Origin of the sequence: Psychrobacillus sp. FSL K6-1267, assembly GCF_038003265.1 — a bacterium.
Lineage (GTDB): Bacteria > Bacillota > Bacilli > Bacillales_A > Planococcaceae > Psychrobacillus > Psychrobacillus faecigallinarum.
This window is the reverse complement of sequence record NZ_JBBOOR010000001.1, coordinates 1428137-1454552: the sequence shown is the minus strand read 5'-3', so window position 1 is coordinate 1454552 and position 26416 is coordinate 1428137. Positions and strand designations below refer to the sequence as shown.

Below are 26416 nucleotides of genomic sequence, written 5' to 3'. Positions count from 1 at the left end.
TCCTATAATTACGCCCTTGGATGGGCATTCATATATGTTTTTCTTAGATGCTCTTTCGTAACGTGTGTATAAACTTGAGTCGAGGAAAGATGAGTGTGTCCCAACAATTCTTGGACACTCCTTAAATCTGCTCCATTATTAAGCAGATGAGTAGCAAATGTATGGCGTAGCATATGAGGATATATTTTCGTATGCAGAGAAGCTTTTTTAATCATGCTATTAAGAATGTAACGTACACCATCTGTGGTAAGATGCTCACCTCGACTATTTACAAATAAGTATGGATGAGTAGTTTTTTTCATCAATTTTGGTCGACTATTTTGCATATATTCTTCTACCGCAGCAAGTGCATAATCTCCAACAGGTATGTATCTTTCTTTCCTTCCCTTACCCATTACTCGGACTACTCCATAGCTACTATCTATATGACTGTTTTCAATCGAAATAAGTTCGCTCACACGCATTCCAGTTGCATATAATAATTCAAGTATGGCAATATTTCGAACAGACAATAAATCCGTCCCTTTATTTTCTTCAAATAACTTTTCCATTTCTTCTTCATAGAAAAACTGTGGCAATCTTGTTTCTTTTTTGGGATGATACAATGACTGGAAAGCGTCGTCTCGAATACTATATTCCTTGTTTAAAAATTTATAATATGATCTTATGGATGAAATTTTCCTAGAAATAGACGTCCTTGCTAATTTTTCTTCATATAGCTTAGTAATATACAATCGTGCATGAATATATTCCACGTCATTTAATTCCTTAACACCCTCAGCTTCTAAAAACTTTAAAAATTGAATAATATCTTTTTCATACTCTCGGACTGTAAGATTAGAATAATTTTTTTCCAGTTGTATGTGTGCAATAAAAGAATGAAGTTCATCTTTCCCAATCACAACTAACCACTCCAATTTATACATTGTAAAAGCCTCTAAAAGTATACAACTTTTTAGAGGCTTTTAGCAATTATATCGCTGTATTTTTCATAAAATTTTGAATTGTTGTCAACGCTCTATTTGCAAGCTGTTCAGTTCTAACTTTTTTGTCTCTAACTTTCGGTTGTAGTTCAGGAAACAAACCAAAGTTAACATTCATCGGCTGGAAATTCTTCGGGTTTGCCTCAGTGATGTAACGCGCCATGCTGCCTAGAGCCGTCTCGGCTGGGAACACAATTAATTCTTCACCTTTTGCCAATTTCGCAGCGTTTATGCCTGCTAATAAACCACTTCCTGCAGACTCTACATAGCCTTCAACACCAGTCATTTGTCCAGCAAAGAACACATTTTGTTTGGCTTTTAGTTGGTATGTCGGCTTTAAAACATATGGCGAATTAATGAACGTATTTCGATGCATCACGCCATAACGAACGATTTCTACATTTTCAAGACCAGGAATTAACTTTAATACTTCCTTTTGAGGTCCCCATTTTAAATGTGTTTGAAACCCTACAATATTATATAGAGTCCCTGCAGCATCGTCCTGTCTAAGCTGGACTACCGCATATGGTCGTTTACCGGTTTTAGGGTCTTCCAGACCAACTGGCTTCATTGGCCCAAATAACAGCGTCTTTCTTCCTCTTGCCGCCATTACCTCTACTGGCATACAACCTTCAAAATAAATTTCTTTTTCAAATTCTTTTAAAGGAACAACCTCTGCCTCGATTAATGCGTCGTAGAAGCGGTTAAACTCCTCCTCAGTCATCGGACAGTTTAGGTAAGCTGCTTCTCCTTTGTCGTATCTAGACTTTAAGTATACCTTATCCATGTCAATACTGTCTTTTTCTACGATTGGCGCAGCAGCATCATAAAAGTAAAGATAATCTTGTCCTGTAACTTCTCTCACTTTTTCTGCTAGTGCAGGAGATGTCAAAGGACCAGTAGCTATAACTGTTATTCCTTCAGGTATTTCAGTTACCTCTTCATTTATTATTTCTATTAACGGATGGTTTCTAATTGAATCAGTTACTCTTCCCGCAAAGTCATGTCTGTCTACCGCAAGTGCGCCACCAGCCGGCACACTGCTGTTATCTGCCGATGATATGATGAGGGAGTTGAGCATACGCATTTCTTCTTTAATAACGCCTACAGCATTAGTTAAATTATTTGCTCTTAATGAATTGGAACAAACCAATTCAGCAAATTTATCCGTATGATGAGCCGGTGTCTGTTTAACAGGTCGCATTTCATAGAGGCGTACCTTCACACCTCTACTAGCTATTTGCCATGCCGCCTCGCTTCCTGCTAAGCCAGCACCAATAACGTTTACTATTTCAGTCATGTCGTATCCTTCTTTCTAACTTTGCGGATCTTCTTTATAATCACACGCAACACATTGTATTTGTATTCCTTTTTTCAACTTCTTCTCTACCAGCATCTCATTACATTTTGGACATTGTCTACTTATCGGCTTATCCCATGATAAGAAATCACACGTAGGATATTGATCGCAGCCATAGAATAAGCGTTTCGTTTTACTTTTTCGCTCAACGATCTGTCCTTCTTCACACGCTGGGCACTTAACTCCAATTTCTTTAACGATAGCTTTTGTATTTCTACAATCTGGAAAATTACTACATGCCATGAATTTACCATAACGACCAAGCTTGTAAACCATAGGAGAACCGCATTCTTCACAATCCTCACCAGTAGGCTCATCTTTAATCACTATTTTTTCCATTTCAGCTTCAGCATGCTTCAAATGTTTTTCAAATTCTACATAGAATTCGTCTATTATTTTTTTCCATTCCACTTGCCCTTCTTCTATACTATCCAAATCTTTTTCCATTTGGGCAGTAAATTTTATATCTACGATATTTGGGAAGAATTCTAATACAAGTTGATGGATGATTGTTCCTAGTTCAGTAGGAACAAATCTCTTTGTTTCTAGAGTCACATAACCTCTTTTTTGAATTGTATCTAATGTTGGAGCATATGTAGATGGTCTACCTATGCCCAGTTCTTCAAGTGTTTTAACAAGTCTTGCCTCGGAATAACGTGGTGGAGGCTGAGTAAAATGCTGCTTAGGCTCAATTTCTATAGCGTTAACTTTATCTCCAACATCCATAACAGGTAACAATTTATCTTTGTCATCCGTCTGGTCATCCGAACCTTCTACATATACCTTCATAAAACCAGGAAACTTCACTTGGGAACCATTTGCTCTAAAAATAACTTCTCCATTTTTAAGGTCCACAGCAACGGTATCTAATGTTGCTGGAGCCATTTGGCTTGCTATAAATCTTTCCCAAATCAGTTTGTATAAGCGGAAAAGATCGCGTGATAATATAGCCTTTAAGGACTCAGGTGTTCTTAATACACTTGTAGGTCGAACAGCCTCATGTGCATCCTGTGCTTTCTTATCTTGTTTTTCAGCTTTCTTAATCGAAAGAAACTCTGAGCCATATTCATTTTTAATAAATTCAGCAGCGTCTGTCTTAGCTGTATCTGAGATTCTAGTAGAATCCGTTCTCATATAAGTTATTAGACCGACGGTACCTTCTTTTTTACCAAGATCTATTCCTTCATATAGTTGTTGCGCAAGCATCATTGTTTTTCTAGCTCTAAAGTTTAACTTTCTTGCTGCCTCCTGCTGTAAGGAAGAAGTTGTAAATGATGGAGCTGGATTACGTTTTCTTTCTTTTTTCGTCACATTAGTGACTTCAAACTTTTTGCCCTTCATGAGTTTTAATACTGCCTTAACCTCATCTTCGTTAGTAAGCTTAGCTTTCTCTTTTTCTTTTCCGAAATAAAGCGCTTCAAAGGTTTTTTTACCCTTTTCAAATTCAGCTTCGATAGACCAGTATTCCTCAGGAACAAATCGTTCTATTTCTTGTTCACGATCAATTATTAGACGTAAAGCTACTGATTGAACTCTTCCCGCCGAAAGACCCTTTTTTACTTTCTTCCATAGAATAGGGCTTATATTGTATCCAACTAAACGGTCTAAAACACGTCTTGCTTGCTGTGCATCTACCAAATCCAAATCAAGTGGTCTTGGATGTTTGAAAGATTCTAGTATAGCATCTTTTGTTATTTCATTAAATACAACTCGACAGTCTGAATCTATATCCACATTTAGAGAGTTAGCTAAATGCCAAGCAATAGCTTCCCCTTCTCTGTCGGGGTCAGCAGCGAGATAAACTTTCTTCGCTTTTTTGGCAGCATTTTTTAAATCCTGAAGGACAGGACCTTTACCGCGTATTGTAATATATTTGGGCTCATAATTATTTTCCACATCGACACCCATTTGACTTCTAGGTAAATCTCTTACATGTCCAATCGATGCTTTTACTTTATATTTTTTCCCTAGATATCGCTCAATCGTTTTTGCTTTCGCTGGCGATTCTACTATTACTAAATAATCCGACATAGATGTGCCTCCTTATAGAAGGTAACTCGCTTCAATCTGCAAAACAAATACCTGTTGCAAAATGTATAACAGTTTTCTGAGTTTTGCAAGTCTAAACTTCAATATTTTTTTATTCTTGTTTAACTAGGTATATCTAGCTGTATATTTCAACATACGTAAATAATACTTTTTTGAACACCTTTAAAATTTTTTATTATTTTTTAGTTGGTCACTATTTTGGTCACTAAGTGACTACTAATTAACCTGTATTATAAATTAATTCTCAATCTGTTACAATCTGTATTAGAAAATATTTATCGACATACTAGGCCACTTTTAAAAAAGTGGTCTTTCTTCTATTAAATATGTCGAAACTTGAAATATTATACTCCTGCCACCGAAACAATTCTCCATACAAACAATCTTATTCTCTTCTAATCGACAATAAGAATCCTTCTTTTAATTAAGCTCATATCTATGCTTGTAATATATACATGCTACTACCCAAAGCATCGCAAAATGAATTAATTTATTTTGAATAACTGAAATGTAATATTCTACAAAGAATTACAATTGGATATGTTAGAATATGATTAGTTTAGTTGAAGAAAGAATTTTTTTATAAGAATTGATTTATACTTTAAGTGATAGGTATGGAAAGGAGTAGATTTATAATGGAGAAGGTAACATCATTCTTAATGTTTCAAGATGACAATGCAGAAGAGGCAATGAATTATTACACATCCCTCATCGAGGATTCTCAAATTACAAGCATTGTTCGATACGGACCTAATGAATCTGGGAAAGAAGGAACTGTAATACAAGCTACTTTTACTTTAAAAGGGCAAGAATTTATGTGTATTGACAGTAATGTGAAGCATCAATTTTCTTTCACTCCTTCATTCTCGATCTTTGTGACTTGTGATACTGAAGAGGAACTTGACAATATTTATGATAAACTCATTGAAGGTGGACAAGCACTCATGCCTTTAGGTGATTATGGTTTCAGTAAAAAGTTCGGTTGGCTAAATGACCGCTTTGGAGTTTCGTGGCAACTAAATCTTCCTAAATAATATGAAGAACTTAGTATTGTCGTGCTGATTTCAAAAATAAAAATATACCATTTACCCCCCTCCTTTGGTTTGCTTTAATTCATTGCCTGTGTAGAGTCAGAATGACCTTTAGTTGTTGAATCAATAAATTATAACTTGCATAAAGCATAGCAACTAATAGGATAGGATTACCATAAGCTTGTACAAATAGGTCTCCTAGTGTGTTCCATGTTGTATGTTCTGTGAAACTTCACGAAATTAAAGAAGGGGAAATATGGGTTAGAATATTTGCCTGATCTAAACGTTGAATTTGGTTGTCTGTTTTTTCTGTCCTATAAACATATTTATCATCTTCTTTTGAATTACAACCAAATAAAAGTACTAACAATCTTATAAATAAGACCCCCTTAAACTATGAATAATTAATATTATATTAACTATAATTTCCATTAGTTTGACTAGGAACTTGCGCATTATGTTCCAAAGGTTCATTGTGTGGATATTCTTTAACAAAATTTCCCTTTATCTTGTAAGTACTCTATCCATTGATCAATCAAATTATTTATTGGTAATACTGCTTCACCAATTAACATGGGATTCTCAGGCGATCGTTCATTTTGAACATTTGATGAATCGAATAATTTTAAACAAATTTAAAGTGATTATATAAATTGCTATGATCATTGCTCATATAGGATAGTTTATAAAAAACACTCTTTTTCTTGAATATCAGCTAGTTAAGTTGCCTCTTTAAAATTATATTGGTCTCGCATAAAGCTGTTTTTTTATTGGATCCCAAATGATAATTCCAACATTTTGTTTTAGATCTGTAAAAGTAATAGTAATAGGTATTGGAAGATAATCAACTAAAACAGTATTTATTTTATCACCAGTGAGTTGTAAAAGACCAATTAATTCAGGATCATTTATTAAAGGCACACTAACATCTATTTTTAAATCAATTAATTCGCCGTTTTGATATCGAAGTTTGCCACTTATTTTAGGATTTAAATGTCCAAAAAGTTTCTGAATATCTTCTTTGAAAATTAATAATTTATCATACGTTCCTTTGTCTAAACTATATAATGAATCTGAAGGGAAAGTATAATTTTTTATATCTATATCAGTCCATTTATCTATTCTATCTCCTTCTGGAATAAATGTTTCAGCTAAAAATATTCCTGGAAGTATACCATTTATATTTGATTCTTGGTATAAAGTTAAATAAATAGGGACATTAGGTATTTTATTATTGTTTCTAATATCTTTAATTATAACTTCGGCTATTTCCTTACCATAATTTTCCACATAATTTACATTATCATCGTTACTATCGACCTTAACTTGACCTGTATGAACTAAACCATTATCATCAGTTACTCTAAAGTCGTAAAATTCATTTAAAGATATTGCTAAAGATATTCCCTCTAATTTTCCATTTTCTTTATTAATAAAATTTTGTTCTAATACATGAGATAAGATCCTAGGATTATTTTTTTGATCTTTTACAACATCTCCCGTACTATCTTTTATAGATGGGTTTAAACCAAAACCTTCTTTTGATTTTCTATCTAACCATTGACTAATAATATTTTCTTCTAAATATTGACCTTCCTGCATATAAAACTTGTTTGTAGAAAAGTGATTTACTGATAATTCCATTAGTCCTTGCTCAATTTCAGTTACATTTAATATATTGTTTATATTAATCAGTATCAATCCTCTTGAAACGTTAGACTTTGCAGGTTGCATAATTTCATATATGTTCTTTTCTTGAAAAAGTGATATTTTATTTTCAACAACAATTTGATCATCATTACTACAAGAAACTAAAAAAAATAGTGGTGTTATAAAAAACAATATCCTCTTCCATAATTCCATTTACCGGAACCTCCTTACCAATTTACATATAATTATTACTTACATTTCCATTTTAGGTAACTTAGACTAAAAAGTAAAACAGAGAACCAAATTAGTTATATAAGTCTAACTTAAGATACGTTAAAAAACACTTGGAAAGAGACTTTTTTAAAGGCGTATGATTACCTACTTTAAATCGTATTTTCTTTCGGCTCTTTAATGTACCCAGTTTGATATCATGTTTTTCAGCTAATGTAGCTAATGTTACTTTTGTGGATTCCCACTCTTGTTTTATCTCATTCCAGTTGACCATGTCACATCACCTACAAACTCCTTTATTTTTAGGCATGAAAAAAGCACCCACAACCTGCGAGCGCCTTATATAAATATATTAAGTTAGTATTACTATCACATCACCACAAGCGTACACGTGGTCTCTTTGTTTCAATTATAATTCTATTTAGCATCTGTTGTCATGACTTTGTCACATTATTTTCATTAGTTTAGAATTTAACTAAAGATTTTTATGCTTCATTTGAATACAATCATTATAAATAATTTAAATACAGTTCCATTTAAATTAACTACTTAAGTAAATTAATTTCTTCACAGATCAACGTAATTTTTTATTATTTCCATACTTTCACTCCTTAATATCTAATGACAGATCATCAACTGATACCTCAAACGGATTTTCATTCATTTTAATACAGTATTTATAAAGATAGTCTATACCTAATTCATAATTGGTCCCTAATTATATCGCTTAGCCCAATCTCGGTATTATTTACTTGAATATGTTGTAACTGTAGACATTACAAATTCCCTGAGAGATGCTTGCACCTCCCTTTGCTTCATCACTCAGGCGTTATTAATAAAATAATAACTAAATAAGCAAATGAACCAATCAACCATAACTAAAGTACATAATATGAACTATCTTAGTTAGCGGAGGTGTAGAAAATGAGTTATTCAACTGGATGTGGTCCTGAATATGTTAGACCATCTGGTGCAGGATTTGCATTACTTATTGTATTGTTTATATTGTTAATAATTATTGGTGCGACTTTTATAAATCACCGCGGACATCACGGTAACTATTGCTAAAATCAGCAATATAGTCGATAGAATAAGACAGGATTTTTGACCTGTCTTATTTATTTCCCAACATCTTATACCAGATTTATAATTTTTCTGAAGTTATCGGAAACTAGGAGATCAATAAAATCTAGGCTCTAGTATTTATCTAGTTAACAAGTTTAAGATATTGCTTCTTATAACCTATTTTTCAACTACATTTTTCATCTTAATCAAATCTGACACTGTTACAAATTCATAACCTCGTTCTTGAAGTTTCTCAACAATATTATCCAAAGCTTTAACAGTTTGACTTCGATTGCCTCCACCATCATGAAATAAAATTATGTTTCCAGGCTCTACTCCCTTTAATACTGTTTTTTCTATACGATGAACTCCCGGACTTTTCCAATCCTCTGTATCTTGATGCCAAGACCACATCACCACTCTATAACCCTTTTTTACAACACTTTGAATCATTTGGTCGGTATATTGTCCTTCAACGGGTCGGAAAAGTTCTGGATGATACCCAGTGATACTAAAAATTAAATCATCTGTTTGTTTTAACTCAATCTCTAATTTGGATAGTGTTGTTTTTAGCGGATGAGTAAAGGTATGATTTGCTATTTCATGTCCCTCGCTGTATTGTCGTAAAATTAACTCTGGGTTTTTTTCAGCATTTTCACCAATAACAAAAAAGGTTGCTTTCGCGTTATGTTTTGCTAAAATATCTAATATCTCCGCTGTGTATTTTGGATGAGGTCCATCGTCAAACGTAAGAGCCACTACTTTTTCTTCCGTATCAATTTCCCACATTATTTCCCCTGTTTTCTCATAATAAAATCTGTCCTTCTCAGCTGAAGCCCATATATCGGATTCAAGTGCAAGTATTAACCCGAAAAACAGCAAGCATATAAATAAAGTGAATACCTTTTTCATTAATCATCACAATCCAATCTCTTAAAAAATCACCAACCTTTGTTTACTTTTTACTTAATAAAAGGTTTTATACAATCATAAAACTTTTGGTCTTCAGGCATAATATTCCACAGATTATGCCTAATTGGTTATTTCTTTTCAGGTTCTATTCCTCCAGTTCGTGTGGAATCATGGGGATCAAGTGAATGAGGACGTTCCTTATATTCGGTAGCAGATGGCCTAAACAAAGATTTTTTAATAGTGGACCAACTAAGGTCCGTTGCAATGTTCATGTAAGACACCCCAAATATTCTCATATTTGATAAATAAAGAAGTAATAGATATATGGTGATAAAAAACCCAAATAAGCCAAATATTGATGTTATGAGAATCATAATGATTCGAACAATACTCACAGAAGTAACAAGGGATTGATTGACTAGAGTAAAAGTAGCAATAGTTGATATAGCAATAATTACAATCATTGCAGGACTAGTCAACCCTGCCCGAATTGCCGCGTCCCCGACTATTATTCCTCCTATTACGCTGATAGTTCCTCCAATAACACTCGGTAATCGAAGGCTTGCTTCTCTAAAAAGTTCAAACATGATTAACATAATGAGCATCTCCAACACAGAAGGCAGTGGGAGACCAGTATTATTTTGGACAACTGTGGCCAATAATTGAAAGGGCAGCTGATCCTGATGAAAGGTTGTTAACGCTAACCAAAAAGCTGGTAATGCCACACCTATCATAAGGCCAATTATTCTTAATAGCCTTTCTGCAGAGCTATATATAACAGGATATTCTATATCCTCACCGGCCTTTAAAAGCAAAAATAAATTCACTGGGGTAATCACAACATACGAAACCCCATCTACTAGTATAAGAAATCTTCCTCGTACCAACGCTTGTACTGCAAAATCTGGTCTTCCTGTATAATCATTTTTCGGAAAAATAAGTGATCGCTTGTTCACCCTTTCCATAAACAACTCTCCACTAAATACGATATCTATATCAACTTTTTTTATTTGATTTAAAATATCCTGGAGTATATCCTTACTGGCAATGTCCTCCATATAAAGGATGGCTACCGTTGTCTTTGACCTTTTCCCTATCTCCATTTTTTCAACACTTAAAGAATTGGTAGGCAATCTTTTTCTTATTATGGCGATATTAACCGATATATCCTCAATAAAGTTATCTCTTGGTCCCTTAATAAGTACTTCCATTTTGGACTCTTCTGGACTTCTATTGGGCTTCTTTGATATATTGCTTGAAAAAGTATGATTTCCATCCTCAAAATATAAAATTAAATAACCATTAAATAGCTTTGTGATAACTTCTTCTTTTGTGTTTAGTATTTTTAGTTCTGGGATATGAAGTTTCTCTAGTATAGTTTCCTCAACCGATGTTTGCTCTATCTGAGTGCATGTCTCTTGAACTCGGGGGACAATCACTTCATTCAAAAGCTGAATGTTTACCATAGAGTCACAAGTTATAAAATGAACTTTAAATTCTCCATAGGTATACAATTGAAAGATTACATCTGCATTCTTCTTAAATAGATTTTTATATGTTTGAAGATCCATCGGTTCCTCTATTGGATTCACTATATCCCCTCCTTCCGTATATTTTTTCTTTATATTCTTTACTTATTTAAGAAAGCTATAAACAAAAAACGGATAATATAAAAGTTTGAAAGTCATTCTGAGAACTAATTACATTGAGGTATGGCATACTCCAAAAAAGTGAACATTTTATTCATTAATCATCACAATCGACTTATTAATACAAATCAATAATCTTTTTTACTTTTAACTTTATAAAAGGATTTATACAGTCCTAAAATATTTTGTCACTATTCATAAAATTTGTTTAAGAATACTATTTTAATTAATATCCCCCTATACAATAATTTTCCCTTAACTTAGACTGTAAGTACTACTAAGTTGTGTGTTTAATTCTGCCCTCCTTCTGGGTAATTCTCAGCTGTTTTTAGGACCTTTTTTTGATGGGTCCTATTTTTATTAAGTTTCTTTTGAAAAACGCCCATACTTATTCAATTTATGTGAATAATATGTTTTAAGGCGTTGTTGCTTATAATATAAACAAGGAAGTATGCTAATGAAAAATAATAATAACTTTAAAAATGGTCAAGGTGAAGAATCTACGGATATTTTAGTGGCTAAACTAGCTTTTTTTGGAGGCACACTTGCTACATTAGGTGATGGGATAACAGCCTTAGCTGCAGGAATCGCTCTTCAAGAATTGGAAAAGTCAAATGCTCAAAATTCTTCCGAGCAATCAAATCAAACAGCTCAATTAGAGCAAATGCAAAAACAAATTAACGAATTAACAAGAAAGTTAAATAATATTGAGCGCAGTAAGGGATAAAAATTTATCTCTTACTTTTTTATTTTTTTAATATCCTGGATAAAGTAGTATACATAAAATAACTTAATTAAACCTTTAAAATACCATTATTGAGAATAGTTCTATACTAATCGGTCACAATATGTAGAAGTAATTTTTAAAGGAGCACTGTTCATAATGAATGATATAAATTTTTGGGAAATGATATGGAGAACTACCTCTTCATTTTTAATTTTGCTATTTTTAGCACGCATATTAGGTAAGAAGCAGATAAGTCAGCTCACTTTCTTTCATTACATCACTGGTATAACTATCGGGTCAATTGCTTCAGAAATAGCTTCACAAAAAGAGACTCCCTATTTTGACGGAATAATTTCATTAATATGGTGGGCTGTACTCACGATCCTTATGACTTATCTTTCTCAGCTTTCTCCTAAAATACGTCTACTTTTAGATGATGAACCGACTATTATTATTAAAGATGGAAAAATATCTTTAAAATCCTTGAAATCTTTACGCATGAACATGGACGAAGTTATGATGTTATTAAGAGAACAATCCATCTTCTCTATAGATGACGTTCTGTTTGCGGTATTAGAAACAAATGGAGAGCTTAGTGTATTCAAAAAGCCTTCGGAACAAAACGCAACAAAACAAGATGTGAAGGCAGATGTTTCTTTACCTACCTTTATGCCAACAGAAATCATATCAGATGGCAAACTTCTAGTTAAAAATTTAAAAGAATTAAATTTAGACGAAGAATGGGTAATGAAAAAGCTACGTAAACAAGGGGTTCAATTGATTGAAGAGGTGTACTTTGCACAATTACAAACTAATGGATCGCTTTCGGTTAACCTGAAAGATAACGGTTTATAACTATTCGTTATGACAGCACTATGCTTGCAAATTGAAAAAAACTTAAATAAAGTGCTAAACCATTGCACCTTTCTAGACAAATACCCATTCAATAATTTTCCCCACTCATATGCTATAAAACAGCTGGGGTGTGTGTCTGTTTTTAACCTCCGCTTTATTGTCCAGTTGGTCTCAGGATCTTCTTTAGAAGATCCTTTTTATATTGCGACGTACTATCTACGAACTATGACACATTCTTTACATATTATTAACACTCAATTAAAATTGGTAAGCGTTCTTATAAGGAGTGGAAATATGTTTAGAAAAATATGTATTAATTTACATTGGATTGCTTTGTCCATTTTATTATTGCTTGTAATCCCAATTGCCATAATGAATAATTTACATACAATTGACGGTGGGCAACTTGGTCATGACATCATCATGGTTTCATTAAATATTTTTTTTACTTGGCTTCTATTTAGAAATAAAGATGCTAGATATGAAGATGCAAGAAAATAGAGTTGTTGCTCATTATGTTTCTAGTGCGACCTATAAGTCACTTACTTTCTAATCAACTAGCCTATTTACCTATTACTCATTCAGTGTTTTCAAAATATTTATAATATTATATAGTTTAATTATTAGTGTTGAAGGAGGTGAAAATATGAAAAAGTGGATTACTACAGCATTGTTAACTTCTGCACTTATTTTAGTTGTTTCCTCACCTGCACATGCTGATAAAAAAGTTGAAGTAATAAAGGCTGTTGTCAGTGATTCAAGCGGTGTATAGTGCGATTATGAGATGTAAATATTAAATCGAACAGAATATCCATTACTTAATCAGTTTGCTTCTGAGCCTCTATGGCTCTTTTTTTTCGCTACATTACTTTATAATAATGGTAAGGAGTTGATTTTCACTTGAATATTAAAAATTTGAGTACATCCATTTTTTATGAAGATATTATTATTACTAATTTGACAGGTTACATAACCACTACTGATGTAGATACTTGGTTTAATTCATTCGAGAAAGCATGCTATCCCTTTATTAGTCAGGAAAAAAAGTTTAAGTTGTTCGTTAATCGTAAAGGTTATACTCCAGAACATTTTTCTGTTCAAAAATTATGGAAAGATAAATTTTTTTCTAATAATATACTAGACAACACTATTGCAATCGCTTTTTTATTAGAAGAAGGGGATATTTTAAATCATCTTCAAAATTCTAATAGCAAGGAGAATGTATTATTCTCTAGTAACTATGAGCAATTATTTGACTGGCTTAGTACTTTTAGGCAATAGATTCCTAATTCACCATCTCATAACACCACGTTTTTTAAATTTTCAATAAATTATCCACAGCTGTGGTAATAGTGTTGATAATTACCATTCCACCTTCACTACAGCCCTCGGATTCTCCGAGTAAAATTTACGAACATTCATTTTTACAATTTGAGCATCATCATGCCATATCACTTTACTCATTCCATCAGCTAGGTTACGCTTCTCATTTGCCTTACGTGTTAAGCTAACTGTAACCTTTCTAGCTTTCTTATGGTCCGTATTTGGGTCAGCAATGTTATCAAGAGCTATCTGCAACTCGATATTTACCTTTTCAGCTAGTGCACCACTTGCAAATGTATTTAAATCGATAATTGGTTTCTTGAATGTTCCCTCCTCTAGGTTTGTACTGGTATTCCTGTTTTATTGATTTGTGGTTGTTCTAATCGCCAACCCTCCGTTTAAAACTACTAATCTCTTGTTTGTTTAAATGTCCACTAACTGTCATCACTTGGCGGTCCACGGCCATGTACATAGTTGGGATTAGCAATGTGGATCACATCCTAGTAGCCATCAAATCTGCCTGTTCTATGATGCTTCATTTATCTCACATTGATTTGAGCGGTGTATTTTAACTTCTCAAGCATTACTTATTACTCGAGCAAGTTCAGTACTTTGTTTACGATAATCGACCTCTAGTTTGCGGTACTCAGCTTGGTATTGATGAGATTTCCAAAAAAGTATAACATTTTTCTGAGAAATGCAATTTTTAAAAAGCAAAATTTAGGTGATTTTGATCAATTCTTCTATGATTTGATGGCCGTTCCAAATTGGCTTTGCCCCTTCTAAAATAAGGTGATGTGGCCCTTCTGAAAGATCTGAATCGATTGAACCCGGGATTGCGAAAATTTCTTTTCCATTTTCTAAGGCATGCTCCATTGTAGAAACTGTACCACTCTTTTTTTTCGCCTCTGTAATAACGACACCTAACGACAAACCGCTAATAATTCGATTCCTCATGGGGAAATTCCACTTTTTAGGGGTAATATATGGAGGGTATTCTGTTACTAATAAGTGATGCTTCGACATAAAATTAGCTAGTTCCTTATTATCTTTTGGATACATATTAAAAAGCCCTGTGCCTAGCACTCCTATTGTTTTGCCGCCCATTTCAATCGTTTTCCGATGAGCTATTGTGTCTGCACCGCTTGCTAGTCCACTTACTATGATAAAATCTTTTTCAATTAGAGGAGGTAATATCTTCTCAATACTAGTTTCTGAATAAGAGGTTGCCTTTCTAGAACCTATTATAGCAATCTTCCTTTTGTTTGCTAGGAAACGAATATCCCCTTGTACGTATAAAATAGCTGGAGGATCGTACAAATTTAGAAGACTTTCTGGATAAATATCATCATTGTAAATAATCGGAAGGATATTGTGCTTCTCATATGTTTCGAGGATTGGATGTCGAATAAACTCTTTGTACATATTCTTCAGATGAATAGCTCGTTCTATAGTAATATTACACAATTTTGCTAGAAGGCTTGGTTGGATTTCTTCAAGTTGTGATAAATCTGGATCTTGCTTAAGAAGTGAGTATATTTTGGGAAGAGGGACTGGGAATACATAATGGAGGGCAAGTATGCGGTTTTTAAATCGTACTGTCATCTATTTGCTCCTTTTTAATTGGATTGTTAATGATGATTATAACTAGCTGTTTTAATTTTTATTAAAAAGCACGGCCCATCATTGATGAGCCGCACAAATATTATTAATGTGTTTTACAAGCGTCGTAAATTCCGGCTTCTTTAATAGCTTCGATTAAAGTCTCACCGATTACAGATGGTGTAGCCGCTACTTTCATGCCAGCTGCTTCCATTGCTTTAATCTTACCTTCTGCTGTACCTTGGCCACCAGAGATAATTGCTCCAGCATGACCCATACGTTTACCTGGAGGTGCAGTTTGTCCACCGATAAATCCAACTACTGGTTTTTTCATGTTAGCTTTAATCCATTCAGCAGCCTCTTCTTCAGCAGTACCACCGATTTCTCCGATCATAACAACTGCATAAGTATCTTCATCTTCATTAAATTCTTTTAATACATCGATAAAGTTTGTGCCGTTTACTGGGTCTCCACCAATACCAACGGCAGTAGTTTGACCAATGCCTTCTTGAGTTAGTTGATGAACAGCTTCGTAAGTTAAAGTACCAGAGCGTGAAACAACTCCTACATGACCTTTTGTATGAATATATCCTGGCATAATACCAATTTTACACTCATCAGCAGTGATAACACCTGGGCAGTTTGGTCCCACTAAACGTGTTTTCTTACCTTCCATATAGCGCTTCACATTTACCATGTCTAAAACTGGAATATGTTCTGTAATACAAATAGCCATATCTAGCTCAGCGTCAACCGCTTCCATAATCGCATCAGCAGCAAATGGTGCTGGTACATAAATTACAGATACATTAGCACCTGTAGCTTTTACAGCGTCAGTTACTGTATTGAATACAGGTACGCCTTCTACTTCTGTTCCACCTTTACCAGGAGTAACCCCAGCAACGATTTTTGTACCATATTCTAGCATTTGTTTTGTATGGAAAAGAGCAGTTGAGCCCGTAATTCCTTGAACAATTACTTTAGTATCTTTATTAATATATACGCTCATTTTATGTCCCTGCCTTTCTTATCCTACAAGATTAACGATTTTTTGAGCACCGTCTGCCATTGAATCTGCCGCAACAATGTTTAAGCCTGATTCATTTAATAATTTTTTACCTAAATCTACATTAGTTCCTTCTAAACGAACTACTAGTGGTACTTGAAGTCCAACTTCTTTTGCCGCGATGATAACACCCTCAGCAATAACGTCACATTTCATAATCCCACCAAAAATATTTACGAAAATACCTTTAACGTTTGGATCAGCTAAGATAATTTTGAATGCTTCAGTAACTTTCTCAGCTGTAGCACCGCCCCCAACGTCCAGGAAGTTAGCGGGTGAGCCGCCATAGTAGCTAATTGTATCCATAGTTGCCATAGCTAAACCTGCTCCGTTAACCATACATCCGATATTCCCATCTAAAGAAATATAGCTTAAGTCATATTTAGATGCTTCGATTTCTTTTGGATCCTCTTCATCGAAATCACGAAGTTCTAAAATGTCTTTATGACGGTATAATGCATTACTGTCAAAGTTAAATTTTGCGTCTAACGCTAAAACATTGTCGTCCTCAGTTACTACTAATGGGTTAATCTCAACGATAGATGCATCTTTTTCTTTGTACACTTGGTATAGACCAAGCATAAATTTAGCTGCTTTGTTCACAAGTTTCGCTGGAATATTCATGTTGAATGCCATACGACGAGCTTGGAATCCAGTTAATCCTACAACAGGATCAATTTCTTCATAAAATAATTTTTCTGGAGAATTTGCTGCTACTTCCTCGATGTCCATACCGCCCTCTTCAGAGCCCATTAATGTTACACGTGAAGTTGCACGGTCTAATACTAAGCCTACATAATATTCTTTTTTAATTTTGCTACCTTCTTCGATAAGTAGACGTTTAATCTCTTTACCTTCTGGTCCTGTTTGGTGAGTAACTAGAACTTTGCCTAAAAGTTCTTTAGCATATTCACGTACTTCGTCCAAATTTTTTGCAATTTTAACTCCACCAGCTTTACCACGTCCACCTGCGTGGATTTGCGCTTTTACAACAATAACGTCAGAGCCTAATTCTTTAGCTGCCTTCACCGCTTCTTCTGGTGAGAAAGCAACGATTCCATTAGAAACTGCTACGCCATATTGTCTAAGGAGCTGTTTACCTTGATATTCATGGATATTCATTTATACATCCTCCCTCAAACTAATGTCACTAATCTGCTACCTCTATCATTGTAATAAAGCTGTCACAACTTGTCCACAAAAGTCTAATGATTCTTAAAAACATAGAATATTCAAAATAGATGTCGAAAAAGGTAAAATATTATACTTTGCCCTTTTCTTTATCCACCTTATATATAAATGCAAAGACTTCAGCTACTGCTTGGTATAACTCTTCTGGAATAGATTGATTAATATCTAGTTGTCCAAGGAGCTCCACTAGGCTAGCATCCTCCTGTATAGGTACTGAGTGCTCTTTAGCTTTTTCTAATATGTTCTCAGCGATCTTCCCTTTTCCCTTTGCTACAACTGTTGGAGCTTCATTGTTCCCTGGTTTATAAGTTAAAGCAACTGCTTCTTTTCTGACGAACTTCCCCTCTGTCATATTCGTATATCCACTCCTTGCTCTATAGAAGTGTTTTTTTGTTTCCATAGCGCATTAGATTTCTGTTCATCAAATGTTTTTACGAAAACTCCAGATAATTGATACCCTGTGGAAGCGAGACCATCCTTGAGTGAAGCTTTAAACTGATTAGCAATCATACCAATCGTTTGATCATCATTGAAGACATTAATAGTGACAATCTTGTTTTGAACTTGCATATCAACAACCGTTTCCTTTAGAGAGTCTAATTGAAGATAGAACATGATTCTTGCAAATTCTGAATCTATCTTCCCGTCTTCCTTCATTCTTCCATTCCATTCTAATGTCGCATCCATTCGTTTGCCTAAAAATTCTAACGGAATTTGCATTAGTAACTGATGCTGTGGACCATTTTCTCCAGAAAGGAGCTGCAAGCCATTCATTCTTCCAAGAATTGATTCTGCTCCTTCTCTAATGACATTAGGTAAATTAGACATTTGCAGTAGCTCAACAAGTTGTGGCTTTAACTGGTTTGCTAGTTGTCTAACATTTTCTTTTTCACTTCCAAGACTCCCCTCATAGCTAAAGCCAAGAGATTTTAATACTTCTTTCATCGCGTGTTCAAAAGCCTTGCCATCTAATTGACTTAGCGCTGCTTGCTCTGCATGATTTCTCTGAGTAGCAAAGGATAAGTCCTTACTTAATAGGCTTACTTGGTCTAAGGATTGGTTAATCATTTCATTTGAAGAACCTTTTCCTAACAAAGAAACTAAGTGGTCTTTAGGCGTAAACCCATTTAAGTCCCTCATAAAAATGGCTTGTTGACTTTGCTCTGAAAAAACTTTTACCAAGGATTGTGCTACAACATTCGGACTAACTTCCCCATTTTTCAAGGTTGCTAAAATTTGATCCTTTTGTGTTGCTGTAAGCAAAGGCTGAGCTTGAATCCATTGACGCACTTGCTCTATAGCCCCACCTCTATTTTCTATATTAGGTTGTATTAATTTACTAACTATTTCACCCGCTGTTTGTGTTAGTGCCTGCTTGCTTGAAGTTGGCACAGGATTATTTAATGTAGCTTCTGAAGGTAAAATAGCAGCATTTTTCAACTGTTGTAATATTGGTAGTCGGGTGCTTGTAGGAAGCTGTAAATTTTGAAGTATTTCCAGCTGTTTACCTAAAATAGCACCTGCCACGGGCATGTTAAAAGGTTCTCCTACCTTCTGTAGACTTTGAAGAATAAGTGTTTTAGAGGAGGGAGAGAGTATTTGATCCTGTTGTAATACATTTTTCATGTTAGCAATTAAGGAAGAAAAACCATCAGTAGATTTCCCACTCAATATTGTTTCAAACATATTTGATGTCAAAGGAACCTTCAAGTCTATCATTTTTTGAATTGCTTCCAATCCTTCTCTTACAGAAATATTGGCAGGAAGTTGCTTGATCAGCTGTTCTGCCTGTAATAGCAATTCCTTGGAAATAGGAATTTGTTCTTTTATAAAAAACTGAACAATTGCTTGTAGTTCACTAGACTTGTTCAGGTTCATCGCCTGTAGCAGTTGCTGTGCCTGTTGTACTGCTGTGTTTCCGCCTAAGGGACCTGCGACTACTTTCAACTGTACTTCAGGTTCGGATTTAGTTACTTGAAAAAAGTGAGCATCTCCTGCCTTCAAAGGAGTCTCTAGCTTAGCAATAATCTTTTGATTACCTATTTGAACTTCTGCTGTTTGATTTGGGAAAAGCTTCTTAATAGTACCATGTACTACTTGTCCATCTTTCATAGTCATTGGCATTTTCGAAGAAATGGCGTTTGGCATATGCGCTTGAATAGATGAAAAAGAGGATCCAGTCATAGTTTCACCTCGCTCAATAAAGTTTTAATCGGTTCAAAAGTTTTACGGTGGTGCACGGTTGGACCATGCTGCATAATCATTTCAATATGTTCTTTCGTTCCATAACCAGCATGCTTGTTAAATAGATAGACAGGAAACTTTTCATGAAGTTCGTCCATATATTCATCTCTTGCCGTCTTGGCAAGAATGGAAGCCGCTGCAATCGCTAAGCTTTGTGCATCGCCTTTAATTATGGAATGATTCTCTATTTCTATTGGCAACTTCATAGCATCTACTAATACAACAGCAGGTTGTTTTTTTAGGTTATAGACAGCTTCCACCATCGATTGCTTCGTTGCTTCATAAATATTTAACTCATCAATTTTTTCAACAGGTTGAAAATGTACATAATAGCTTATAGCATTTTCTTTAATCTTCATAGCTAGTTCGTTTCTTTTAACCCTAGAAACCTGCTTAGAGTCATTTAGTCCAATTAAGCTATCTGTATTGTCGTTTAAAATCACAGCGGCAGTGACAACTGGGCCCGCTAATGGCCCTCTGCCTGCCTCATCTACTCCTGCAATGAGTCCACTTTGGTTAATGTCAAAACTCTTATCAAACATTACTTTCTCTATATGCGCTTCTCTTTCTAGTTGCTGAATTAGCTGTTTTCTCTTCCAGCTTCCTAATAACTTCTGCGCCCCTGCCCTTGGATCCTGTTCTAATTCTTTCATCCACGATTCTGTACCATCTGCAAAGTTTAATTTTTCTTTTAATTCCTGTAAACGTAGCATTTTATTCACTTCATCTTTCTTTCAATTTATATATGTATCGGCTAAAAATATTATAAATCGAGAAAACCCTCTTTACCAAAAGGTAAAAAGGGTAAAATTTTTCACTCATATTCATTTACAAAGTCAAAAGTTAGCTTTCCTAATTGCTGATTTCTAATATCACGAACAATTAACTCAGCAACCTGATCGTAGTCAACCTCTCCACCGGGTCCATAGCATCTTCTTAGCTTCCCGATATGATCAAAGGTTTCCACTAGGTCTTCACTCACTGTTGTAACTTTATATCGTTCTTCCATTCTTCTCGGATAATGGCTCTCCAAAAAGCGCAGTCCATATATCGCCAAGTCTTCCATATTTATGACCGCATCCTTAATAGCGCCAGTAAGAGCTAACTTGTAACCTATTTCTTGGTCTTCAAATTTCGGCCATAAAATACCCGGAGTATCCAGCAGCTCTATTTCCTTCTCAACCTTAATCCATTGCTGTCTTTTTGTTACACCTGGAGTATTTCCAGTTTTAGCAATGTTCTTTTTAGCGAATCGATTAATCAATGTGGATTTCCCTACGTTCGGAATACCCACTATCATGGCTCTAATAGCTCTCGGTTTAATCCCACGCTCTTTCATACGGTCCCATTTAGGCTTTAAAAGCTCTTTAGAGGCCTTAAAAACAGTTTGTAGACCTTTTCCTTCTAAAGAGTTTATCGCTACTGTAGGATGCCCTTTTGATTCAAAATACGCTATCCATTTTTTTGTTTGAGTATCGTCTGCCATATCCATTTTGTTTAAAATAAGTAGCCTTGTCTTTTGATGGACTACCTCGTCTAACATTGGATTTCTTGAAGACAAAGGCAAACGTGCATCAATTAATTCAAATATAATATCTACTAGCTTTAGGTTTTCGGTAACTTCTCTTCTCGCTTTGGCCATATGACCTGGAAACCATTGTATCGTCATATCGCACCTCCTTCTTGAAGCACTCAGCTAATTCGTCAAAATAGCCGGAAGAGGTAATTACCTCCTTACTTTCGTAAATGCTTATTTAACAAAGCCAACCTCACCAATTGGCCAAAAAACAAAGTTTGTTTTTCCTATAATTTCATCAATTTCAATTAAACCAATCATTCGACTATCTTTACTATATCTGCGGTTGTCTCCCATTACGAAAACATAACCTTCCGGAATTTCTTTATCCCCAGTTATACTTTCAAGAGTAAAGTCATCGGTTAGTGTTCCCTCAGTTATATCATCCTTATACTGGTCTAAATAGGGTTCAGATACTTCTTTACCATTAATGTAAAGTTGGTCATTTTTGTATTCAACATGATCACCAGGTAGTCCAATTACACGTTTGATATAATTTTTCTGCTCAGGAGCATGAAATACAACAATGTCAAATCGTTTTGGCTCACCAACTATATAACCAATTTTGTTAACTAGCATACTATCCCCGTTTTCTAAGGTCGGCATCATTGATTCTCCGTCCACAATTATAGGGGTAAACAAAAAGAGGCGAATTATTGCCGCTAGTCCAAAAGCAATTAAAAGTGCTTTTGACCATTCCCATAACTCATTCTTCTTTTCTTTTTGTGCTTGTCTCATTCATTTGCCCCCTTTATATACTCTTTATATTGTACAAGGAAAATGTTAGAGAGGCAAAAAGATTTCCATCGACAATAATAAATTCTCATAAATTTAATGCTTAAGTCATTTTAAATTTAGAACTATGTACTCCATTATTGTAATTACAACAAACAGAGGTAAATGAATGCGTTTTTTGACATAGTTTTAAAAGCTATTTAATTATATATGCCCTAAAACGCAAGAATTATATATTAGATTAATAAAACACCTATACTATAAATTCCTAAAAGTAAAAAATGTTGTAGCAAAAGTGAGTTCACTTCCACTACAACATTTACATTAGGCATTTCTGCCTTACTTACACTATTAGCGACGCTCTTTAATACGAGCAGCTTTACCGCGTAGTTCACGTAGGTAGTACAATTTAGCACGACGAACTTTACCACGACGAATAACTTCTAAGTTTGCAATTTTTGGTGTGTGTACTGGGAAAGTACGTTCTACACCAACACCGGAAGAGATTTTACGAACTGTAAAAGTTTCGCTAATTCCGCCTCCACGACGTTTGATTACAACACCTTCGTACATTTGGATACGTTCGCGAGTTCCCTCAACAACCTTAACGTGTACACGTACTGTGTCACCAGGACGGAAAGTTGGAAGATCCGTACGTAATTGTTCTTTTGTGATTTCTGAAATAATGTTTTGCATCATTTTCTCTCCTTATATAGAATGCTCTTACACACATTACCTGTTGCAGCGGAACACCCAAAATCAGTACTTTACATAAAAGCACATAGTAAAATATATCATACCTACTAGCAATATGCAATCATAATTTATAACCCTTTGATAGATTGAAGCATTTGTTTTTCTGCTTCAGTTAAATCAGCATTCTCTAGTAGATCATTCCTTCTATCGAACGTCCGTTTTAAGGACTGATCTCTTCTCCATTTATCTATAGCAGCATGATTACCTGACAATAAAACATCAGGTACCTTATATCCACGATATTCTACTGGACGTGTATAATGAGGATGCTCAAGAAGTCCGGTCGAGAAAGAGTCCTGTTCATGAGATGCAGCCTTACCGAGAACATTTGGCAGTAATCTCACAACGCTATCCACTACTGTCATTGCTGCTAATTCTCCACCTGTCAAAACAAAATCGCCAATCGAAATTTCGTCTGTCACTAAATGCTCTCTGATACGCTCATCATATCCTTCATAATGACCGCATATAAAAACAAGCTCCTCTTCCTTCGCTAATTCCTCTGCTTTTTGCTGGTTAAAACGCTCTCCTTGGGGACATAGCAATATAATTCTTCTTTTCCCATTAGTACTTGGAGGAAGAGCTTCTACTGCATTAAAAATAGGCTCTGGCTTTAATACCATACCTGCTCCACCACCATAAGGATAATCGTCCACCTGATGATGTTTGTTTCCTGAATACTCTCTGAAATTTACTACATCAATAGATACTTCATTCTTCTCTTGCGCTTTTTTCAAAATAGATGAATTAAATACACCTGTAAACATTTCTGGAAATAGCGAAAGAATATGAATTTTCATCATGATAATAAACCTTCTAGCACTTCAATCGTGATTTCCTTCTTGTCCACATCTATTTTCTTCACTACATCCTCAATGTAAGGGATGTAGTGCGCCTTTCCTTTAGAAGGTTGCACTGTCCAAACGTCGTTCGCACCCGTTTGTAGAATTTCAGTAACTGTTCCGATTGTTTCTCCTTCAGTAGAAATAACTGTACAGTCAATAATTTCGTGGTAGTAATATTCATTTTCGTCTAACTCTGTCAGATATTTCTCTGATACTTTCAATGTCGCATCACGGAAAGCTTCCACATCCTTAAGCAATGTATAACCTTCAAAAGTTAGCAAATCAAAGTTTTTATGCTTTCTGTAACTTGTAATCTTTACGATAATCGGCTTAGAGCCATCTGTCTTAAAAAGTCCAAGTTCATTTCCTACCTGATAACGCTCGTCCGGAAAGTCTGTAGTAGAAATGACACGTACCTCTCCCCAAATCCCATGGGTATTGACGATTTTTCCAACATTGTACCATTCCATATAATATATTTCCTCCTATCAAAAAAGGAAGAACAAATTGTTCTCCCTCTTCTTAATATTACATTTACCTAAAGCAAAATATATTCGCTAGTGGTATTAGCTTCATTCTAAAATGAAGTTAATCTAATATGTCGACATATGTTTTCTTTTGGTGACTGCCTGCTGCTGAGTAAACAATAGTACGAATAGATTTAGCTACTCTTCCTTGTTTGCCAATTACTTTTCCCATATCTTCAGGATGTACAGAAAGTTTGTAAACTATACGGTTTGCACTTTCTTCCTTTTCCACCTGAACTTTGTCCGGATAATCAACTAATGGTTTAACGATTGCTTCGATCAGCTGCTTCACAATGTCCCCTCCGATTATTTGCCGAGTTTTGCGTTATGGAATTTTTCCATAATACCTTGTTCAGAGAACAAGTTACGTACTGTATCAGATGGTTTTGCACCATCTTGAAGCCATTTTAACGCTAATTCTTCGTTAATTTTAACTTCTGCTGGTTTAGTAAGTGGGTTGTAAGTACCTACTGTTTCAATTTGACGACCGTCACGTGGTGAGCGAGAGTCTGCTACTACAATACGATAGAAAGGAGATTTTTTTGCTCCCATACGTTTTAAACGAATTTTAACTGCCATTTTTATTGCACCTCCGAATAGTTTCACACAAGATAGTATATTATCAAGGTTTTAATTGTTTGTAAAGTGTTTTTTCTTAACACCTTATTTTTTTCTAGGAAATTTACTTGAAAAGAGAGTCAAAACCAGGCATTTTCATCTTTTTCTTTCCTTTTTGTTGCATATTAGTCATTTGCTTCATCATTTTTTTCATGTCTTCAAATTGCTTCAAAAGTCTGTTAATATCTTGAATTGTTGTTCCAGACCCTTTAGCAATTCTTTTCTTTCTTGGTCCATTAATAATCTCAGGATTCGTCTTCTCTTGCGTAGTCATAGAGTATATAATCGCTTCTACACGATCCATTTGCTTCTCATCGACCTTTGCATTTTCCAACCCTTTAATTTTATTTGCTCCTGGAAGCATTTTTAAAATTTCATCTAGTGGACCCATTTGTTTAACTTGGCTAAGCTGCTCTAAAAAGTCATCGAATGTAAAAGACTGCGTACGGAATTTTTCTTCCAATTCCTTCGCCTTTTCTTCATCCACATTCGCTTGTGCTTTTTCAATTAGAGACATCATATCGCCCATGCCTAAAATCCGAGAAGCCATACGCTCCGGGTGGAACGGCTCTAGAGCATCCATTTTTTCTCCCATTCCGACGAATTTAATCGGTTTTTGAGTGATTGAACGTATGGAAAGAGCTGCTCCTCCTCGAGTATCCCCATCTAACTTTGTAAGAACTACCCCAGTTATTCCAATCGATTCATTGAAATTATTAGCTACATTGACTGCATCCTGCCCTGTCATTGCATCTACTACTAAGAATACTTCATCTGGTTCTTTTAAGGCGCGAATATCTTTAAGCTCTTGCATTAAAGTCTCATCAATATGAAGACGACCAGCCGTATCGACGATCACAACGTCATAATGCTCCTCTTTTGCATGCTCTAGACCCTTTTTAACTATTTCTACTGGTGAAATATCAGTACCAAGTTGAAAAACAGGTAAAGAAAGCTGTTTTCCAATCGTTTCAAGCTGCTTAACAGCAGCAGGACGATAAATATCCGCAGCAATCAATAAAGGTTTTTTATTGTATTTTTTACGAAGTACGTTGGCTAGCTTACCTGTAGTAGTTGTTTTACCGGCACCTTGAAGCCCCACCATCATAATCACAGTTGGTGGTCTAGAAGAGAAAGCTATTTGACTTTGTTCTCCACCCATCAACTGGGTCAATTCGTCTTTTACAATTTTAATGACCTGTTGACCTGGAGTTAGACTTTTCATAACCTCTTGACCAACAGCTCGTTCTGAAACATTTTTGACGAACTCTTTTACTACCTTTAAGTTAACGTCCGCTTCCAATAACGCATAGCGAACCTCACGCATCATCTCTTTGACATCAGCCTCAGAAATTTTGCCTTTTCCTTTGATTTTCTGAATCGTCCCTTGAAGACGCTCAGCTAATCCTTCAAATGCCATG

At 35.0% G+C, this 26416-nt stretch carries 29 protein-coding genes; 7 read left to right on the top strand and 22 right to left on the bottom strand.

The genetic code is table 11. The features are described 5' to 3' along the window. Positions 1-8 precede the first annotated feature (8 nt). Genes xerC through topA form a run of 3 tightly spaced genes read right to left on the bottom strand, consistent with a single transcriptional unit; the run spans position 9 to position 4374 of the window. A complete protein-coding gene (gene xerC, locus MHB55_RS07070; protein ID WP_154311128.1) occupies positions 9-926 on the bottom strand; it encodes a tyrosine recombinase XerC in 918 nt (305 codons plus the stop codon). Between the two features lie 46 nt (positions 927-972). After that, positions 973-2283: an FADH(2)-oxidizing methylenetetrahydrofolate--tRNA-(uracil(54)-C(5))-methyltransferase TrmFO gene (gene trmFO / locus MHB55_RS07065; protein ID WP_154311129.1), complete on the bottom strand. Its 1311-nt coding sequence runs from the start codon at positions 2281-2283 to the stop codon at positions 973-975. Positions 2284-2298: 15 nt separating this feature from the next. Next, positions 2299-4374, bottom strand: coding sequence for a type I DNA topoisomerase (gene topA, locus MHB55_RS07060; protein ID WP_154311130.1), 2076 nt, complete (start codon positions 4372-4374; stop codon positions 2299-2301). A gap of 653 nt (positions 4375-5027) precedes the next feature. Between topA and MHB55_RS07055 the strand changes: the two genes are divergently transcribed. After that, the gene (locus MHB55_RS07055; protein ID WP_340862886.1) at positions 5028-5426 is read left to right on the top strand and encodes a VOC family protein; all 399 of its coding nucleotides are present in this window, start codon (positions 5028-5030) and stop codon (positions 5424-5426) included. Positions 5427-6161: 735 nt separating this feature from the next. Here the strand turns inward: MHB55_RS07055 and MHB55_RS07050 are convergent. Together MHB55_RS07050 and MHB55_RS07045 are read right to left on the bottom strand one after the other, a co-directional pair. Then, complete coding sequence (locus MHB55_RS07050) at positions 6162-7286, bottom strand: CamS family sex pheromone protein (RefSeq protein WP_340862885.1); 1125 nt, start codon at positions 7284-7286, stop codon at positions 6162-6164. Between the two features lie 91 nt (positions 7287-7377). Further along, positions 7378-7578, bottom strand: a complete 201-nt coding sequence (locus tag MHB55_RS07045) for a hypothetical protein (RefSeq protein ID WP_340862884.1) — start codon at positions 7576-7578, stop codon at positions 7378-7380. Positions 7579-8228: 650 nt separating this feature from the next. On the opposite strand from MHB55_RS07045, the gene MHB55_RS07040 reads away from it, so the two are divergent. Further along, complete coding sequence (locus MHB55_RS07040) at positions 8229-8372, top strand: YjcZ family sporulation protein (protein ID WP_154311134.1); 144 nt, start codon at positions 8229-8231, stop codon at positions 8370-8372. Between the two features lie 174 nt (positions 8373-8546). On the opposite strand, the gene MHB55_RS07035 is transcribed toward MHB55_RS07040, so the two are convergent. Further along, on the bottom strand, positions 8547-9281 hold the full coding sequence (locus tag MHB55_RS07035) for a polysaccharide deacetylase family protein (RefSeq protein ID WP_154311135.1): 735 nt from the start codon (positions 9279-9281) through the stop codon (positions 8547-8549). Between the two features lie 128 nt (positions 9282-9409). Next, complete coding sequence (locus MHB55_RS07030) at positions 9410-10852, bottom strand: spore germination protein (protein ID WP_445678246.1); 1443 nt, start codon at positions 10850-10852, stop codon at positions 9410-9412. A gap of 535 nt (positions 10853-11387) precedes the next feature. Here MHB55_RS07030 and MHB55_RS07025 point away from each other — a divergent pair. The 5 genes from MHB55_RS07025 to MHB55_RS07005 all read left to right on the top strand — a co-directional run bounded on the left by MHB55_RS07025 (position 11388) and on the right by MHB55_RS07005 (position 13793). Further along, positions 11388-11657: a translation initiation factor 2 gene (locus MHB55_RS07025; RefSeq protein WP_154311136.1), complete on the top strand. Its 270-nt coding sequence runs from the start codon at positions 11388-11390 to the stop codon at positions 11655-11657. A gap of 156 nt (positions 11658-11813) precedes the next feature. Then, positions 11814-12512, top strand: a complete 699-nt coding sequence (locus tag MHB55_RS07020; RefSeq protein ID WP_229654110.1) for a YetF domain-containing protein — start codon at positions 11814-11816, stop codon at positions 12510-12512. Between the two features lie 294 nt (positions 12513-12806). Then, positions 12807-13013, top strand: coding sequence for a hypothetical protein (locus tag MHB55_RS07015; protein WP_154311137.1), 207 nt, complete (start codon positions 12807-12809; stop codon positions 13011-13013). Positions 13014-13158: 145 nt separating this feature from the next. Further along, positions 13159-13284, top strand: a complete 126-nt coding sequence (locus MHB55_RS07010) for a hypothetical protein (RefSeq protein WP_340862882.1) — start codon at positions 13159-13161, stop codon at positions 13282-13284. A gap of 128 nt (positions 13285-13412) precedes the next feature. Next, positions 13413-13793 (top strand): STAS/SEC14 domain-containing protein, encoded by a 381-nt coding sequence (locus MHB55_RS07005; RefSeq protein ID WP_154311138.1) that lies wholly within the window; start codon positions 13413-13415, stop codon positions 13791-13793. Between the two features lie 81 nt (positions 13794-13874). Here the strand turns inward: MHB55_RS07005 and MHB55_RS07000 are convergent, their stop codons facing one another. From MHB55_RS07000 to ffh, 15 genes are all read right to left on the bottom strand, one after another. Then, a complete protein-coding gene (locus tag MHB55_RS07000; protein ID WP_195762016.1) occupies positions 13875-14090 on the bottom strand; it encodes a RusA family crossover junction endodeoxyribonuclease in 216 nt (71 codons plus the stop codon). Positions 14091-14555: 465 nt separating this feature from the next. Beyond that, positions 14556-15440: a DNA-processing protein DprA gene (dprA, locus tag MHB55_RS06995; protein WP_154311140.1), complete on the bottom strand. Its 885-nt coding sequence runs from the start codon at positions 15438-15440 to the stop codon at positions 14556-14558. A 103-nt stretch (positions 15441-15543) separates the two neighbouring features. Next, positions 15544-16446: a succinate--CoA ligase subunit alpha gene (gene sucD / locus MHB55_RS06990; protein ID WP_144538039.1), complete on the bottom strand. Its 903-nt coding sequence runs from the start codon at positions 16444-16446 to the stop codon at positions 15544-15546. Positions 16447-16464: 18 nt separating this feature from the next. Then, the gene (gene sucC, locus MHB55_RS06985) at positions 16465-17625 is read right to left on the bottom strand and encodes an ADP-forming succinate--CoA ligase subunit beta (protein ID WP_144538038.1); all 1161 of its coding nucleotides are present in this window, start codon (positions 17623-17625) and stop codon (positions 16465-16467) included. A 139-nt stretch (positions 17626-17764) separates the two neighbouring features. Continuing rightward, entirely contained in the window at positions 17765-18046 is a 282-nt protein-coding gene (locus MHB55_RS06980; protein ID WP_144538037.1) for an EscU/YscU/HrcU family type III secretion system export apparatus switch protein, read from the bottom strand. Continuing rightward, complete coding sequence (locus MHB55_RS06975; RefSeq protein ID WP_340862879.1) at positions 18043-19878, bottom strand: hypothetical protein; 1836 nt, start codon at positions 19876-19878, stop codon at positions 18043-18045. The genes MHB55_RS06980 and MHB55_RS06975 overlap by 4 nt, the downstream gene beginning before the upstream one ends. Further along, positions 19875-20651: a ribonuclease HII gene (locus tag MHB55_RS06970; RefSeq protein WP_144538251.1), complete on the bottom strand. Its 777-nt coding sequence runs from the start codon at positions 20649-20651 to the stop codon at positions 19875-19877. Before MHB55_RS06970 ends, MHB55_RS06975 begins: the two co-directional genes overlap by 4 nt. A gap of 101 nt (positions 20652-20752) precedes the next feature. Continuing rightward, the gene (gene ylqF, locus MHB55_RS06965; protein WP_144538035.1) at positions 20753-21607 is read right to left on the bottom strand and encodes a ribosome biogenesis GTPase YlqF; all 855 of its coding nucleotides are present in this window, start codon (positions 21605-21607) and stop codon (positions 20753-20755) included. Between the two features lie 81 nt (positions 21608-21688). Next, positions 21689-22252 carry a signal peptidase I gene (gene lepB, locus MHB55_RS06960; RefSeq protein ID WP_144538034.1) on the bottom strand — a complete coding sequence of 188 codons (564 nt, stop codon included), beginning with the start codon at positions 22250-22252 and terminating at the stop codon, positions 21689-21691. Positions 22253-22600: 348 nt separating this feature from the next. Beyond that, positions 22601-22945, bottom strand: a complete 345-nt coding sequence (gene rplS, locus MHB55_RS06955; RefSeq protein ID WP_144538033.1) for a 50S ribosomal protein L19 — start codon at positions 22943-22945, stop codon at positions 22601-22603. Between the two features lie 128 nt (positions 22946-23073). Further along, positions 23074-23805: a tRNA (guanosine(37)-N1)-methyltransferase TrmD gene (trmD, locus tag MHB55_RS06950; protein ID WP_144538250.1), complete on the bottom strand. Its 732-nt coding sequence runs from the start codon at positions 23803-23805 to the stop codon at positions 23074-23076. Further along, positions 23805-24320, bottom strand: coding sequence for a ribosome maturation factor RimM (rimM, locus tag MHB55_RS06945; RefSeq protein WP_144538032.1), 516 nt, complete (start codon positions 24318-24320; stop codon positions 23805-23807). Before rimM ends, trmD begins: the two co-directional genes overlap by 1 nt. Before the next feature lie 118 nt (positions 24321-24438). After that, positions 24439-24669: a KH domain-containing protein gene (locus MHB55_RS06940; protein WP_144538031.1), complete on the bottom strand. Its 231-nt coding sequence runs from the start codon at positions 24667-24669 to the stop codon at positions 24439-24441. A gap of 14 nt (positions 24670-24683) precedes the next feature. Then, a complete protein-coding gene (gene rpsP / locus MHB55_RS06935; protein ID WP_053590001.1) occupies positions 24684-24956 on the bottom strand; it encodes a 30S ribosomal protein S16 in 273 nt (90 codons plus the stop codon). Positions 24957-25059: 103 nt separating this feature from the next. Next, positions 25060-26415, bottom strand: a complete 1356-nt coding sequence (gene ffh, locus MHB55_RS06930) for a signal recognition particle protein (protein WP_151110574.1) — start codon at positions 26413-26415, stop codon at positions 25060-25062. Position 26416 lies beyond the last annotated feature (1 nt).